This window comes from Levilactobacillus yonginensis (genome assembly GCF_003946265.1).
GTDB lineage: Bacteria > Bacillota > Bacilli > Lactobacillales > Lactobacillaceae > Levilactobacillus > Levilactobacillus yonginensis.
On sequence record NZ_RHNO01000033.1, the window covers coordinates 1 to 14,076 of the forward strand.

General features: G+C 41.7%; 14 protein-coding genes and 6 pseudogenes. 15 read left to right on the forward strand and 5 right to left on the reverse strand.

Going from position 1 to position 14,076, the window contains the following annotated elements; genetic code table 11:
- Window positions 1-250: 250 nt before the first annotated feature.
- The 3 pseudogenes from EKM87_RS11425 to EKM87_RS11435 all read right to left on the reverse strand — a co-directional run.
- A pseudogene (locus tag EKM87_RS11425) lies at window positions 251-469 on the reverse strand (iron ABC transporter permease); the annotation flags it as partial.
- 113 nt (window positions 470-582) lie between these two features.
- Window positions 583-699: pseudogene (locus EKM87_RS11430) on the reverse strand (GNAT family N-acetyltransferase); the annotation flags it as partial.
- Window positions 700-703: 4 nt separating this feature from the next.
- Window positions 704-805: pseudogene (locus EKM87_RS11435) on the reverse strand (recombinase family protein); the annotation flags it as partial.
- A gap of 79 nt (window positions 806-884) precedes the next feature.
- On the opposite strand from EKM87_RS11435, the pseudogene EKM87_RS11440 reads away from it, so the two are divergent.
- Window positions 885-1,052: pseudogene (locus EKM87_RS11440) on the forward strand (transposase); the annotation flags it as partial.
- Window positions 1,053-1,226: 174 nt separating this feature from the next.
- Here EKM87_RS11440 and EKM87_RS11445 read toward each other — a convergent pair.
- Window positions 1,227-2,585 carry an IS4 family transposase gene (locus tag EKM87_RS11445; RefSeq protein ID WP_125684851.1) on the reverse strand — a complete coding sequence of 453 codons (1,359 nt, stop codon included), beginning with the start codon at window positions 2,583-2,585 and terminating at the stop codon, window positions 1,227-1,229.
- A gap of 328 nt (window positions 2,586-2,913) precedes the next feature.
- On the opposite strand from EKM87_RS11445, the gene fabZ reads away from it, so the two are divergent.
- From fabZ to EKM87_RS11515, 14 genes and pseudogenes are all read left to right on the forward strand, one after another.
- Window positions 2,914-3,360 (forward strand): 3-hydroxyacyl-ACP dehydratase FabZ, encoded by a 447-nt coding sequence (gene fabZ / locus EKM87_RS11450; protein WP_056973862.1) that lies wholly within the window; start codon window positions 2,914-2,916, stop codon window positions 3,358-3,360.
- Window positions 3,361-3,388: 28 nt separating this feature from the next.
- On the forward strand, window positions 3,389-3,856 hold the full coding sequence (locus EKM87_RS11455) for a MarR family winged helix-turn-helix transcriptional regulator (protein WP_056973860.1): 468 nt from the start codon (window positions 3,389-3,391) through the stop codon (window positions 3,854-3,856).
- Complete coding sequence (locus EKM87_RS11460; protein ID WP_056973858.1) at window positions 3,853-4,836, forward strand: beta-ketoacyl-ACP synthase III; 984 nt, start codon at window positions 3,853-3,855, stop codon at window positions 4,834-4,836. Before EKM87_RS11455 ends, EKM87_RS11460 begins: the two co-directional genes overlap by 4 nt.
- 67 nt (window positions 4,837-4,903) lie before the next feature.
- Window positions 4,904-5,143 carry an acyl carrier protein gene (locus EKM87_RS11465; RefSeq protein ID WP_125684853.1) on the forward strand — a complete coding sequence of 80 codons (240 nt, stop codon included), beginning with the start codon at window positions 4,904-4,906 and terminating at the stop codon, window positions 5,141-5,143.
- Between the two features lie 9 nt (window positions 5,144-5,152).
- Window positions 5,153-6,067: an ACP S-malonyltransferase gene (locus tag EKM87_RS11470; RefSeq protein ID WP_056986344.1), complete on the forward strand. Its 915-nt coding sequence runs from the start codon at window positions 5,153-5,155 to the stop codon at window positions 6,065-6,067.
- Window positions 6,067-6,798, forward strand: a complete 732-nt coding sequence (gene fabG, locus EKM87_RS11475) for a 3-oxoacyl-[acyl-carrier-protein] reductase (RefSeq protein WP_056973854.1) — start codon at window positions 6,067-6,069, stop codon at window positions 6,796-6,798. The genes EKM87_RS11470 and fabG overlap by 1 nt, the downstream gene beginning before the upstream one ends.
- A gap of 20 nt (window positions 6,799-6,818) precedes the next feature.
- Window positions 6,819-8,048: a beta-ketoacyl-ACP synthase II gene (gene fabF / locus EKM87_RS11480; RefSeq protein ID WP_057877457.1), complete on the forward strand. Its 1,230-nt coding sequence runs from the start codon at window positions 6,819-6,821 to the stop codon at window positions 8,046-8,048.
- Window positions 8,049-8,052: 4 nt separating this feature from the next.
- Window positions 8,053-8,529: an acetyl-CoA carboxylase biotin carboxyl carrier protein gene (accB, locus tag EKM87_RS11485; RefSeq protein ID WP_056973865.1), complete on the forward strand. Its 477-nt coding sequence runs from the start codon at window positions 8,053-8,055 to the stop codon at window positions 8,527-8,529.
- A 6-nt stretch (window positions 8,530-8,535) separates the two neighbouring features.
- Window positions 8,536-8,952: a 3-hydroxyacyl-ACP dehydratase FabZ family protein gene (locus EKM87_RS11490; protein WP_056973850.1), complete on the forward strand. Its 417-nt coding sequence runs from the start codon at window positions 8,536-8,538 to the stop codon at window positions 8,950-8,952.
- A gap of 72 nt (window positions 8,953-9,024) precedes the next feature.
- Window positions 9,025-10,404 (forward strand): acetyl-CoA carboxylase biotin carboxylase subunit, encoded by a 1,380-nt coding sequence (locus EKM87_RS11495; protein ID WP_125684855.1) that lies wholly within the window; start codon window positions 9,025-9,027, stop codon window positions 10,402-10,404.
- Window positions 10,385-11,227, forward strand: a complete 843-nt coding sequence (locus tag EKM87_RS11500; RefSeq protein ID WP_056973843.1) for an acetyl-CoA carboxylase carboxyltransferase subunit beta — start codon at window positions 10,385-10,387, stop codon at window positions 11,225-11,227. The genes EKM87_RS11495 and EKM87_RS11500 overlap by 20 nt, the downstream gene beginning before the upstream one ends.
- A complete protein-coding gene (gene accA, locus EKM87_RS11505) occupies window positions 11,220-11,990 on the forward strand; it encodes a carboxyltransferase subunit alpha (protein ID WP_056973842.1) in 771 nt (256 codons plus the stop codon). The genes EKM87_RS11500 and accA overlap by 8 nt, the downstream gene beginning before the upstream one ends.
- Before the next feature lie 28 nt (window positions 11,991-12,018).
- Window positions 12,019-12,777, forward strand: coding sequence for an enoyl-ACP reductase FabI (gene fabI / locus EKM87_RS11510; RefSeq protein WP_125684857.1), 759 nt, complete (start codon window positions 12,019-12,021; stop codon window positions 12,775-12,777).
- Window positions 12,778-13,024: 247 nt separating this feature from the next.
- Window positions 13,025-13,300 (forward strand): annotated as a pseudogene (locus EKM87_RS11515) (HTH domain-containing protein); the annotation flags it as partial.
- Between the two features lie 87 nt (window positions 13,301-13,387).
- On the opposite strand, the pseudogene EKM87_RS11520 reads toward EKM87_RS11515, so the two are convergent.
- Window positions 13,388-14,076, reverse strand: a pseudogene (locus EKM87_RS11520) (IS256 family transposase); the annotation flags it as partial.

Consider the following 14,076-nt stretch of genomic DNA (forward strand, 5'->3'; position numbering starts at 1 on the left):
TTTGAGGGACATCAGAACCCGAATCAACGACAATTGCAATTTTTTTGGTCATGTTCTGCCTCCTTGCGGCTTTAATAACCATATTATATGGTTTCTAAGACTAGATGTAAATAGGTTCACCACATATATCTTTTTTCGTTCATGTGAATATTCAGCCAGTTTTGCCAACAAAAGTCGCTTCCACAGCAAAAAGAGAGTCAACCAGTCACGGTCAACTCCCTTTTGTCCTATTTCCGACGAAGTTTTGTGGTTACATCGCAATATCCCCATTCTTAGAAACTTTCATGAAGATTAGCAAGGAAATCACTGTCAACGCGGTCAAAATCGTTGATAGTGCAGCTGCAACGCCGTAATTTCCACGAATAACTTCGGTATAAATGGCTACTGTCATTGTCCGAGTCTTGACGTTGTACAACAGAATGGATGTGGATAATTCTGAGATCATCGTGACCCATGAAAGAATGGACCCATACTAATCCCTCGTTTTGAATGCGCTTACGCATATCAAGCTTACACGAGCCGATCTGTTCTGTCAGGCATGGCGATTTTTATGGACTTTGTTCCGGGCGATTTGGCCGCTTATTAAAGCTTCTTAACCAACACCAAACAAGGATTCCAAGCATCCCATAATGTCGGGAAAACTTCCAATCGCTCAAATCCCACTGACTCGTAAAAACGGATGGTTTGATCATATTCAGGACCTCAATTTATCCGTAAATAATTTATCAACGTCTTTTAAAGCCGCTAACTGTCGATCTAAATGTTGCTCCTTGGAACTCACACGCGCATAACCGATTTTAGCCATTTCCAGTTCTCCTTTTGGACAGTTCTAATGAACACTTGTAATTCCTAGTATAGCACAGAAATAAAAAAGACCAATAGGGTATACCCTACGAAAGAAGCTTAATGGAGTAATTAACGCCGCCAAATCGTCCTACTCTAACGGACCGATAGAGGGCATCAACCGTAAGATCAAGGAGCTCAAACGTACTTGTTATGGCTTCTCCAATCAGGCCAATATGTTCACACGCGTCTACCAGCTGATTGCCTAGATTATCTACCACAATAACGTCACGATGGTAGGCTTATTTGTTATGCCTTCAAGTATGATATTCAGACAACACACCAGATTAAACGCCGCAACTAATAAAACAACTGAAACTTGAAAGTATGAAGACAGACTGATCCCTTGGTATCACAGGGCATATTTTAATTAATTTAACCATTTAGCTTGCTGTTAACGGCGAAACTAACCGTTTCGGCAAAAATGTGAAGAACTGATTCATCATCTGAATAATTTGGGCTCTTCTTGCATAAACTTCATGATTAATAATCGTTTTTAACGAATTTAGAAGCCATACCAGTGCTTGAGACAACTCAATATCTGGCATGGCTTCGTTCATTATAAAGAATAAATCCCCAATGGTGCGATCATCCTGATTTTGCCGTTCCTGCCAAGCTAATAGGTCATAAGTCATCATGACAATTGCTAAATGGCCACAAAGCCCGTCATAATTTTGAACTTGTGATTTGTCGAGCCGCAAGTATTGCTTGGCAACTTTAAAGTAATTCTCAATTTGCCATCTTCGGGCGTATAGTTGAATGATCTCTTGTGGCTGAAGGCCTAACTGAGTCGTTGCCAGTACTAGGTAGTCATCTTGACGGGCCCGATTAGCCACAAATACCAAGCGAAGCTTGAATTTTTGGTTCCCGACGTGCGCTTCGACAAAGCAGCTGTATTGATAAGCTTGCTTGGGTTGATATTTTGAGGCCTGCAGTCGCTTGTATAATGCTCTAACTGAATATTGCCGTCCGCGATATTGATAGTAAATTTTGCTGGACCGTTTAAGCATGCCCACGCCGTTTAATCCCAACTTGGTTAATTCATAGAACATTTTTGGTGAGCTATACCAGCTATCAAATAACACATAGTCAGCTAGAACGCCATTTGCGAGGGCTTGCTTGACAAGTTGCAATGAAACGAGGTTCATTTTTTGCTGTGCTTGGCGACGTCTCCGGCCAGCAATTGTTCGTTGATCGGTTGTTTTAGCTGATTTTCCAAGGACGTTTTGTGGCTTCTTGGAAGACATTAATGCAAAGTTGATCGGTAAGAATGTATTGGCGTCACTCCAACCCAAAGTTAAAGCCCAGTATCCCTTAATATATAACTGTTTGTCATGGTCAAAGACTCGCGCTAGTAATTCGGTTTGGGTGGCGTACTCACGGGAAAAGAGTGTATCGTCAATGATCAATGCTAACCGCCGCCGGCGGTCAATAAACGGTCGTAAATGCTTGATTAAATGACTCCCAACTTGACAAATCAAGCGTTGCCAATTGATCCGGCCATCGTTCAAATTATTTCTGACGGTGCGACTGGTAAAGTTAGGTGTTTCATGGGCTCGATAAAGCGAGCGTCCCAGGAACTTTGTCGTGAGCAGCCATTCAATGACCTTCATCAAGCTGATTTCTGAATGCCGGCGATAATTCACCAACTTGGTGAGTTTAGATAGACCAATGAGGGAAGTAAATTGATGAACAATATTGTGAAGCTCGTTTTCTGTATTTTTTTGTCTTATAATATTCATGACGTAAGTCTCCTTTGTATCTTGGTTTTGGTCGACTAAAGTATACAACGCAGGAGAGCTTGCGTTTATTTTTTTGCCAAAAAAGCCAATAACCACACGCCTTTGGCGTGATTATTAGCTTTCAAGTTTCAGTTCTTAGTTTTATCGGTTATTACGCCATTAACCAAAATAGTTTGAATTTCAAACTATTTTAGGTTATGATGTGGGATGTTCAAAGTTTGGACATGGATGAAGTGAAATCAACCAAATTTTTTTGACAATTTAGTTCGAAATTCGAATTAATCTGGCGTGATACTTGATCAGTTTTGCAACCGAAAGGAAGAAAGCAATGAGTGTATTAGATGCAGCTAAAATTATGGATCTAATTCCCAATCGATATCCAATTTTGTTTATGGATAAAGTCGATGAATTAAATCCGGGTGAATCGATCGTTTGTACCAAAAACGTCACAATTAACGAGGAATTTTTCCAAGGCCATTTTCCTGGAAATCCAGTTATGCCCGGCGTATTAATTATCGAGTCGCTTGCTCAAGCAGCTTCGATTTTAATTCTCAAGACGGAAAAATATCGTGGCAAGACAGCTTACCTTGGTGCCATTGATAATGCCAAATTCAGAAAAGTTGTTCGTCCGGGTGATGTTTTGAAGCTACATGTTGAAATGGAAAAACAGCGTGACAACATGGGTAAAGTTAAATGCGCTGCCAAAGTTGAAGACAAAGTGGCTTGTTCCGCCGACTTAACGTTCATTGTTCCAAATCCAGATAAAAAGATTTAGACCGAGAGTGAATGAGGAGATTTAATGAATGAATTCGACGAGTGATGAAATTAAAGATGATTACAATTTTATAAGTGAGGCTTTGATAGATATTTATGATCAGATAATGCGAATTGAAGAGAGTGAAATTCGAAAGAGTCGATTTAAGGACATCACTGCAAAAGAATTGCATCTTATTCATACAATTGGCCTTCATGATCGGAAAACAACTTCAGAAGTATCACGTGTTTTGAAGTTAAGTAAAGGGACGTTAACTGCCAATCTTAATAACCTTGAGAAAAAAGGCTACATCATTCGAATGATTAACCAACAGGACCGTCGGATTATCAACCTTGGGCTGACGAGTAAGGGCAGATTGCTTTATCGTGCCCACTATGCGTTCCATCGCCAGTTGGTTGAAAGTTGCTTAAAGGGATTTGACGGATCCGATATTCGAAAGATGCGGCAGGCATTGGTTAACGTTGAGAAATTTATTGACGAGGTTTCATCAAAATGAAATTTGAAGATTTCAAAATAGTAGCTACGGCGAGTCAAGTGCCTGAGCGAGTTGTTGATAATCATGAACTTTCAACGATGATGGACACCTCTGATGAGTGGATCGTTAAGCGAACGGGAATTAAGCGTCGGCATATTGCCGTTACTGAAACTACAAGCTCACTTTGTACCAGCGTTGCTCAGCAATTACTTGCTCAAAGCGAACTGCAGCCTGACGATATTGATTTGATCGTTGTTGCAACCATGTCACCTGATTATTTAACACCTTCTACCAGTGCAACTGTGCAAGGAAACATTGGTGCTACTAAGGCGATGGCGTTTGATATTGATGCAGCCTGCTCAGGGTTTGTTTATGGATTGAAGCTAATTCGGCAAATGCTGATGGCAGATCATAAAAAGAATGCCATTTTAATTGGTGGTGAAACGTTAAGTAAGCTTTTGGATTGGTCTGATCGATCCACTGCCGTTTTGTTTGGTGATGGTGCCGGTGGGGTTTTGGTTACGAACGAGACAACTGCTGATGGGTCATATCTTGCAGATAGTATGACAACCCTTGGCAGTCTTGGTGGCTATTTAACGGCTGGTAAGACTGGTCAGCCATCACCATTTTCATCAGATCATCAACCATTCAAGCCGTTCTTTAAGATGAATGGTCGGCGTGTTTATCAATTCGCGGTTAAGAATGTTCCCGATTCGGTTAACCATGCATTATCGGTGGCTAAATTAGCACCGACAGATGTTGACCACTATGTCCTTCATCAAGCGAACGTTCGAATTGTCGAGCGGATTGCGGATGAACTCGAGCTGCCAATGACCAAATTTCCGGTTAACATCGGTGAATTTGGGAATACCGCAGCTGCCAGCGAACCGATCTTGTTGGATCAGCTAGTAAAACACAACATTATCAAACGTGGCGATACAATTGCGTTAAGTGGCTTCGGTGGTGGCTTAACAGTTGGAACCATGTTACTGACTTATTAACGATATTGCTCATAGAAAATTAATTAATCAAATTAAAAACAAACAACTATATTGGAGGAAATTAATGATGACTAAAGAAGAAGTATTTAACAAGGTAAAGGATATTATCGTGGACCAATTGGATGTTGATGCAGACAAAATTAAAGAAGACACTAATTTCAAGAATGATCTTTATCTTGACAGTTTGGATACCTTCGAAGTTGTTGACAAAATTGAAGATACTTATGATATCGAAATTGAAACTGACGAAGGTATGGAAACTGTTGGTGATTTGGTAGATTACGTTCTTAAACAACAAACTAAGTAGGTTGATACTTTGAGATTAAGTTATTTATTTAGCGGTCAGGGAAAACAATTTCCCGAGATGGGGCAGGACCTTTACCAACAAGAGGTAATTTATCGTCAAACCATTGAGGAAGCTTCTGCTGCACTTAATATGGATTTGAGTAAATCAGAGGTTATGGATGATCCCAATAATGTCCAGGTCGCCATTGTCGCAATGAGTACCGGTATTTTTCGGATTCTTGAAAAAGAATTCGGATCACCAGTGGGCGCTGCTGGATTGAGCCTTGGCGAATATAGTGCAATTATAGCTGCTCGTGGTGTTCAGTTTGCTGATGCGCTAAAGCTGGTTCGTGATCGTTCTCGCTATATGGATAAAGCAGGAAAAGATCATCCGGGTAAAATGGCAGCTGTTCTTAAGGCAAACGCTGATTTAGTCCGTGAAGCCTGCCGGGTTGGTGCTCAAGCAGGTGATATTTACCCAGCTAATTTTAATACCGATTCGCAGATTGTTATCGGGGGTACACAGGCCGGTTTGGACGCAGCAACCACTTATCTTCATGAACATGGGATTAAGCGGGTTGTTCCGTTAAAAATGACGGTTGCTTCTCATACTCCGTTTATGCAAGAAGCAAGTGATTTATTAGCTGATCGAATTCAAACTGTTGACTTTCATGAGTTTAAGTTTCCTGTTATTAGTAATACAACAATGACCCAATTTGATGTTGCCAATATGAAACAGACGCTGGTTGATCAGTTGGTTAATCCGACCCATTTCATTGATTGCCTCAAAGCCTTAGTCAATTTGGGCAGTGATACGATGATTGAAATCGGTCCGGGTGATACGTTGATGAAGTTTGCAAAATCGTTATCAACTGTTGACACACTACATATTGATAGTGTTAAGACATTGAATGATGTCAGATCAAATGTAAAGTTGGTGAAATAATGAGTGAAGCAAAACAAATTGCATTAGTAACCGGTGCCGCAAAGGGGATCGGATTAGCGATTGCCAAAAGGCTTTCAAAAGATGGTATGACAGTTGTTTTAAATACGCACCATGCTTTAGATGATGATGTGAAGCAACAATTAAGTGATCAGGGAGTTACTTTTGATAATTTGGTTGGCGACGTGGCCAACGAAGATGATGCCCAAGCAATGATTGACAGTTTGCTGGAAAAATATGGTCAAATTGATGTTTTAGTAAACAATGCGGGCATTAACCGCGACAAATTATTGAGCCGCACTAAGCTGTCGGATTTTAAAGCAGTTATTGACACAAATTTAATTGGCGCGTTTAACATGACCAAGTTTGCAATGAAGTCAATGCAAAAGAGTCGTTCTGGTGTCATTGTCAACATTTCCAGTATTTCAGGCTTGCATGGTAATATTGGGCAGGCTAATTACTCCGCTAGTAAAGCTGGACTAGTCGGTTTGACAAAAACAGCCGCTCGTGAAGGGGCTTTACGTAATATTCGTTGTAATGCTGTTGCTCCGGGAATGATTGAAACCGATATGACTGGAAAAATGAGCGAACGTCGTCAAAAAGAATTCACTGATCAAATTCCGTTGAAACGATTTGGCCGACCGGAAGAAATTGCCGACGCAGTTTCGTTCTTGGTGCATAATGATTATTTAACAGGTCAAGTCATCACAATTGATGGTGGATTAACAATTTAATTGCTAAAGGAGACAAATTCATGAACAGAGTCGTTGTTACTGGAATGGGTGCCGTTACCCCACTCGGAAATGATGTTGATAGTTTTCTGACCAACTTATTAAATTCGAAGGTTGGCATTAATAAGATTACCAAATTTGATGCAGAAGCAACTGGAATTTCTGTTGCCGGTGAAGTCAAGGACTTTGACGCAATGAAGCGCTTGGACCGAAAAACCGCAAAGCGAAATGATCTGTTTGTCAATTACGCGCTATATAGTGCTCACGAAGCGATGGAAATGGCTGGCTTGAATGAAGACAATATCAAACCAGAGGAACTAGGCGTCATTTATGGTTCAGGAATTGGTGGTTTGACGACCATTCAAGAGCAAGTCATCAAGATGCACGACAAAGGACCTAAGCGGGTATCACCTCTCTTTGTGCCTAATTCCATTGTTAATATGGCTGCCGGTGATATTTCAATTGCCTTCAAGGCCCGTAACACCAGTCAAGCTATTGTGACTGCCTGTTCGTCAGGGACTAATGCAATTGGCAATGCCTTTGAATATATTAAAGAAGGAAAAGCTGAGGCAATGATTGCAGGCGGAACTGAAGCTTCAGTAAATGAAATTGGTATTTCAGGATTTGCTGCAATTACGGCATTATCGAAGACCGAAGATCCAATGAAAGCGTCAATTCCGTTTGATAAAGACCGAAATGGTTTTGTAATGGGTGAAGGTTCTGGAACCCTGGTCTTGGAAAGTTATGACCATGCCAAAGCACGTGGCGCTAAGATCCTTGCTGAGATTGTTGGTTATGGAACGACTAGTGATGCTTACCATATGACAGCGCCTGATCCAGAGGGAACCGGCGCTAAACGGGCAATGCAAATGGCCATTGACGAGGCTGAAATTGATGCCACTGATGTTGACTATATTAACGCGCACGGAACAAGTACTCATGCCAATGACAGCGCTGAATCCAAGGCAATCAATGTGGTCTTCTCAAAGAATGATCATGTTAAGGTAAGCAGTACCAAAGGGATGACTGGCCACGCATTGGGCGCAGCCGGTGCGATTGAGGCTGTTGCAACAATCGGCGCAATTCAAAGAAACCAAATGCCGGTAAATGTGGGTGTTGTTAACCAAGATGAAGAATGTGATGTTGATTTAGTTGATGACACCAATAAGAAAACAACTGTTAACTATGCAATCAGTAACTCATTTGGATTTGGAGGACACAACGCTGTAATTGCATTTAAGGGATGTGATTAAAGTTATGGACGAGAAGGAAATTGAACGGTTATTAGATAAGTTTGATAAATCATCACTCAAAAACTTTGAGTTAACGCAGGATGATTTTAAATTGGCATTGAGTAAACGTGAGGCTGGTGACCAAGTTGTTGTAGGTGAGCCAACATTAACAACACCTAATGACACTGTTAGCGCACCTAAACCGACGTCAAAACAATCACAGAATGAATCAACAACGCCAGCTGTTAATTCGGCAGCTGATGTCGCCGAAATTAAAGCACCGCTGGTAGGTGTTATCTATTTCGCGCCAAGTCCCGATAAGCCTGCCTTTAAAAAGCAGGGCGATAAAGTTGAAAAAGGGGACGTTGTCTGCGTTATTGAAGCAATGAAGATGATCAATGAAGTTAAGAGTGATGTTTCAGGAACAATTTCAAATATCTTGGTTGAGGATGGCAGTATGGTTGAGTATGATCAACCACTGTTTCAAGTTAAGAAGGGATAGATAATAATGACACCCAACGTAAATGATGTGATTCCCCAACGCTATCCTTTTGAAATGATTGACCGCTTTTTGGATGTTCAAGCAGGTGTTAAGGCAAGATCGGTGAAACTGATTTCCATTAATGAATGGTTCTTTGCCAACCAGCCGGTTAACCGGTTAGTTGTCCCACGGCCAATTATGATTGAGGCAATGGCTCAGACTGGGGTTGCTGCCATTCTGTCATTACCAAAATATCAAGGGAAAAATGTGTTTTTTGGCGGCATAAAAAACGCCACTTTTCAAGATGATTTTCGACCAGGCGACCGGTTAATCTTTGAAGTGGAAATGAAAAAGCTCAAAATGAACATTGGATTAGGTCACGGATCGATTATTCGAGACGGTCAAGTGATTTGTGAGGCCGACCTGATATTTGCGGTGGAATGAGAAACCTGGCTCATTTCGGGAATGAATCCAAATGGCGTTCCAAAACGTTTTTAAGTACAAGAAGGTGAGCATATGTTTAAAAAAGTATTAGTGGCAAATCGTGGCGAAATTGCTGTGCAAATTATCAGAGCACTTCATGACATGAATATTGAAGCAGTTGCTGTTTATTCCAGTGCTGATAAGGAGAGCTTGTTTGTTCATTTAGCTGATGAGGCGATCTGTATTGGCGGTGCCCAGCCGAGTGATTCTTATTTAAATATGGCCCAAATTATGAGTGCCGCAACTTTAACTGGTTGTGAAGCCATTCATCCCGGGTACGGTTTTCTCTCTGAGAATGCTGAGTTTGCGGAAATGTGTGAGTCTTGTCATATTCAATTCATTGGTCCTAGCCAACAATTGATTTCACTGATGGGTGACAAGGCTAACGCCAGAGAGGCAATGAAGTCCGCGGGCGTTCCGGTGATCCCTGGTAGCGAGGGTGATGTCACTTCAGTTGATCAAGCTGAACGGATTGCTGAAAAAATTGGTTTCCCAGTTTTATTGAAATCCGCTGCCGGTGGTGGTGGTAAAGGTATCCGTGAGGTTGATCGGCCAGAAGAGCTTCGTGATTCATTCGAGCAGTGCCAACGTGAGGCCAAGGCATCATTTGGTGATGATAGTATGTATGTTGAAAAACTAATCCGAGATGCCAAACATGTTGAAATGCAGGTGATTGCGGATAATTTTGGCCACGTTGTCTATTTACCGGAACGTGACTGTTCTCTGCAACGAAATCATCAAAAGGTAATTGAAGAAAGTCCATGTATTTTGATTTCTCCTGAAGAACGTCAGGAATTAGGTGAAATTGTTGCCAAGGCAACGCTTAAACTTGGTTATACAAATACTGGGACCTACGAATTTTTGATGGATCACGATCACCATTTTTACTTTATGGAAATGAATACTCGTCTTCAGGTTGAACATACGATTACCGAAGAAGTTACCGGCATTGAGCTGGTAAAGGGTCAGTTAGCCGTTGCTGCTAATGAAGTATTACCCTTTGTTCAAGCAGATGCGACTGTTAAGGGACATGCTTTGGAGTGTCGATTAAATGCCGAAGACCCCGAAAACAACTTTGCTCCTCAACCCGGGAAAATTACCCATTTATTTTTCCCTGATGGGTCATTGGGTGTCCGAATTGATGCTGGTGTGACCAACGGCAGTTTTATTTCACCTTTTTATGATTCAATGATCGCTAAATTAATCGTTCATTTAAATGACCGGAATGCGGTCATTGCGAAGATGAAACGGGTGTTAAGTGAGCTTGAAATTACGGGTGTCATAACCAATCAAGCCTTTTTATATGAGTTAGTTACATCTGATCGATTTAAACAGGGAACCTACTCAACTAGTTTTATTGAAAATGATGTTCTTGCTGGTAGGAGGGGATTAAATGCTGCAAAGTCGGTTTAAAATGCCCAGTCGTGATGAATTAAAAAAGCGAATGGATAAAATCCCCGATAACTTAATGAAAGAATGCCCAATTTGCCATACAACGTTTTTTTCGATGAGAATGGGCAAGCAGCGAACCTGCCCTAATTGTGGATTTGGTTTTCGAATTACGGCTCGCAGGCGGGCTAAGATTACGTTTGATACCTTTGACGAAATGGATGCAGACGTAACGGTTCCCGACCAATATGACGATAAGAAGTATCGGGGTAAAATTGCAAAAGCAAAAAAGGTAACCGGAATTAAGGAAAGTGTCTTGACTGGAATCGGGTCACTGGATCATCAAAAAGTGGCGGCCGGAATTATGGACCCATTCTTTATCATGGGTAGTCTTGGCAGTGCCACTGGTGAAAAAATTGTTCGATTGTTCGAAAAAGCAACCACTGAAAAGTTGCCGGTTGTCATGTTTACGGCTTCTGGTGGTGCGAGGATGCAGGAAGGGATCAAGTCACTGATGCAAATGGCAAAGGTGTCCCAGGCTGTTGAGGCTCACAGCAAAGCCGGACTGTTTTATCTGGTGGTTCTTTGTGATCCAACGACTGGTGGCGTTACTGCCAGTTTTGCAATGCAGGGCGACATTATTTTAGCCGAATCTCATGCTTTGGTTGGATTTGCTGGTCGCCGAGTCATTGAACAAACAATTATGAAGCAGCCACCCAAGAATTTTCAAAGGGCTGAAACTGTTTTGGATCACGGCTTTATCGATGCGATTGTTCCGCGGACCAATTTAAAGCAGACAATCTCTCAATTTTTGCGACTGCATCAGAGGGAGGCTAGTCATGGCTAAAAAAACAGCTTATCAACGTGTTCAGGCAGCCCGTGACAGTCATAAAATTTCAACGGATGAACTCATTCGTGGTTTGACAACTGATTTTTTTGAACTCCATGGAGATCGGTCTGATGGCGATGATCAAGCAGTAATCGGTGGCATTGGATTGTTAAAGGATGTACCGATTACGGTGGTTGGGATTCGTAAGGGTGCTGATACGGAAGAAAATATCAAGCGTCATTTCGGTAGCCCTGAACCGGAAGGCTATCGTAAAGCGCTTCGATTAATGCAACAGGCGGAAAAATTCCATCGACCGATTTTGGCGCTGGTGAATACGCCTGGCGCTTGGCCGGATGTGGATGCTGAATATCACGGTATTGGTTCTGCAATTGCCAAGTGCTTACAAGTGGGTATGCAACTAAAGGTACCGTACATTAGTATCATTGTTGGTGAGGGTGGTAGTGGTGGCGCGATTGCGCTTGCCTGTGGCGACAAAGTATTTATGTTTGAAGATAGTATTTATTCCGTTTTGTCACCTGAAGGCTATGCCAGCATCATGTGGAAGGATTCATCAAAGGTCCAGCAAGCAGCTGAAGCCTTAAATTTAACACCAGAATGGTTACAAGAAAATGGTATTATTGATCAGATTATTCATGAATACCACTCTGGTGAGAATTTAGGCCCACTACGTGACTTTCTGGCAAATCAGTTTAATGAACTGGCTAATTTACCGATTGACGAGTTATTACGCCAACGTGAGCAACGTTACCGGAATTTTTAAAAGAAAAATTATTTGGAGGCCAAATTAAATGAGTGGCTTTTTAGATGGAAAAACAATTGTGATCATGGGGGTCGCAAATAAACGCAGTATTGCTTGGGGATGTACCCAGGCAATTATTGATCAAGGCGCTAAGGTTATTTTAACTTATCAAAATGATCGAATTAAGAAGAGCTTACAACGATTTGTTCCTGAAGATTCAGAATTAGTAGAATGTGACGTTGCTGATGATGACAACATTAAAAATGTATTCGAAGAGATTGGTAATAAGTATGGCAAAATTGATGGTGTGATTCATGCAATCGCTTATGCTGACCGTGAGACATTGACGTCTGGGCTGGTACATACTACTCGTGAAGGATACGATTTGGCTCAAAACATTAGTGCCTACTCATTGATTGCAGTGAGTCGTTATGCACAACCAATCCTAAATGACCCTTCAAGTATTGTAACTTTGACTTATTTTGGTTCAACTCGGGCCATTCCAAATTACAATATGATGGGTGTTGCCAAAGCGGCCTTGGAAGCCAACGTTCGCTATTTAGCTTCAGATTTAGGGGTGAATGGGATTCGAGTAAACGCAATTTCTGCGGGTGCGGTTAAGACATTAGCAGTTACCGGCATTAAGCATCATGGTGAATTGTTAAAGGAATCGGAGTCGAGAACCGTTGATCAAAAGAGCGTTACAACAACCGAAATCGGAAATGTGGCTGCCTTTTTGATGAGTGATCTGGCAACTGGAATGACCGGCGACGTGGTTTACGTTGATAAGGGTGTGCATCTTATTTAAAGAGAGTGATCAAATCAGCGGTTAGATCCCAGAATATAAGCCAGCCCATCTAATATTCTGGTTTTGAATATTAGATGGGCTGGCTTATATGGCCGGGAGCTGCTGATTTGATCACGTTTCGGCTAAGAAACATAGGCGAGTTCTCGGCATTCTGGTTTTGAATTCCGACCTTGGTTTATCTTATGTGTAAAACTAATAGATTATCGACGAAGAATGGGATCTTGATTTAAGAGTGAGGTAGGGACAAATGATGGATCATCAGGCTCAAATTTTACATGCATTGTTAGCGGCCGACCATCGCTACGTTTCAGGAAATGAACTTGCCCGGCAGTTTAAGATTAGTCGTCCGGCAGTGTATAACAATATTTTGAAACTGGAACGTTGTGGTCATCAAATTGATACGAAAAAAGGTTTGGGATATTGCTATGAGCAGTCTGGATGTTTAAATTCTCAAGTCATTAATCATTATCGCACGACAACGTATCCGGTTGATGTCCAGACATTTGACACCTTAACTTCAACATGACCTAGCAGTTAAAAACTGTTTTTACGGTAGCGTCAAGAATCTTGTGTAAATGAAACGCCTTCGTACATATAATATGTATCTAACTTAAATAAATGATGCTTCCAAGGTGTCCTGGAGTCCTTTGAACCCTCGGTGGATCCGCTTCAGAGACTTCTCGTTATAAACATTAAACTGAGAAACCAGGAAGCGATCCAGTGAATCTTCCGTTGGAAATTGTTCTTTGTGGTGGGTGGTGCGCTTGAGATGCTTATTAAAGTTCTCAATCAGGTTAGTGGAGTATAGTGATTGCCGGATAGCTGGTGGAAAGTCCATGAAAGTGAGTAAATTCGGCATTTTAAGCAGATCTTTGATTAATTTGGGATAGGTCTGATGCCAGTGGTTGGCGAACTCATTCAGTTTCAGTTCGGCTGCTTCACGGTTGGCGGCCCGATGAACTTGTTTAAAGTCACTGATCACGGCCTTGCGGTCTTTTACGCGAACTTTGTTCATCAGATTCCGCCCAACATGAACCAGGCAACGTTGTCGTTTGGCTTTAGGGAAATGCCGATTCAAGCCTTCATCCAAACCAACTAACCCCCACAAACAACAGCACATCTTTAACGCCCTGCTTGATCAAGGTTCCCAGCAGTTCAGTCCAGATTCCAGTCGATTCCGTTGGCGCCACTTGGTAGTTCAGCACTTCTTTCGTACCATCTAGACGAATGCCAATCGCAATATGAACGGCTTCTTTTTGAACGGTATCCCGCTTTAACGGCAAGTAAGTGGCATCTAAG

What these genes read in the sequence shown, in the direction of transcription:
- EKM87_RS11445 (WP_125684851.1), bottom strand. Translation starts at nt 2,585, where the DNA reads ATGAATATTATAAGACAAAAAAATACAGAAAACGAGCTTCACAATATT.
- fabZ (WP_056973862.1), top strand. Translation starts at nt 2,914, where the DNA reads ATGAGTGTATTAGATGCAGCTAAAATTATGGATCTAATTCCCAATCGA.
- EKM87_RS11455 (WP_056973860.1), top strand. Translation starts at nt 3,389, where the DNA reads ATGAATTCGACGAGTGATGAAATTAAAGATGATTACAATTTTATAAGT.
- EKM87_RS11460 (WP_056973858.1), top strand. Translation starts at nt 3,853, where the DNA reads ATGAAATTTGAAGATTTCAAAATAGTAGCTACGGCGAGTCAAGTGCCT.
- EKM87_RS11465 (WP_125684853.1), top strand. Translation starts at nt 4,904, where the DNA reads ATGACTAAAGAAGAAGTATTTAACAAGGTAAAGGATATTATCGTGGAC.
- fabG (WP_056973854.1), top strand. Translation starts at nt 6,067, where the DNA reads ATGAGTGAAGCAAAACAAATTGCATTAGTAACCGGTGCCGCAAAGGGG.
- fabF (WP_057877457.1), top strand. Translation starts at nt 6,819, where the DNA reads ATGAACAGAGTCGTTGTTACTGGAATGGGTGCCGTTACCCCACTCGGA.
- accB (WP_056973865.1), top strand. Translation starts at nt 8,053, where the DNA reads ATGGACGAGAAGGAAATTGAACGGTTATTAGATAAGTTTGATAAATCA.
- EKM87_RS11490 (WP_056973850.1), top strand. Translation starts at nt 8,536, where the DNA reads ATGACACCCAACGTAAATGATGTGATTCCCCAACGCTATCCTTTTGAA.
- EKM87_RS11495 (WP_125684855.1), top strand. Translation starts at nt 9,025, where the DNA reads ATGTTTAAAAAAGTATTAGTGGCAAATCGTGGCGAAATTGCTGTGCAA.
- EKM87_RS11500 (WP_056973843.1), top strand. Translation starts at nt 10,385, where the DNA reads ATGCTGCAAAGTCGGTTTAAAATGCCCAGTCGTGATGAATTAAAAAAG.
- accA (WP_056973842.1), top strand. Translation starts at nt 11,220, where the DNA reads ATGGCTAAAAAAACAGCTTATCAACGTGTTCAGGCAGCCCGTGACAGT.
- fabI (WP_125684857.1), top strand. Translation starts at nt 12,019, where the DNA reads ATGAGTGGCTTTTTAGATGGAAAAACAATTGTGATCATGGGGGTCGCA.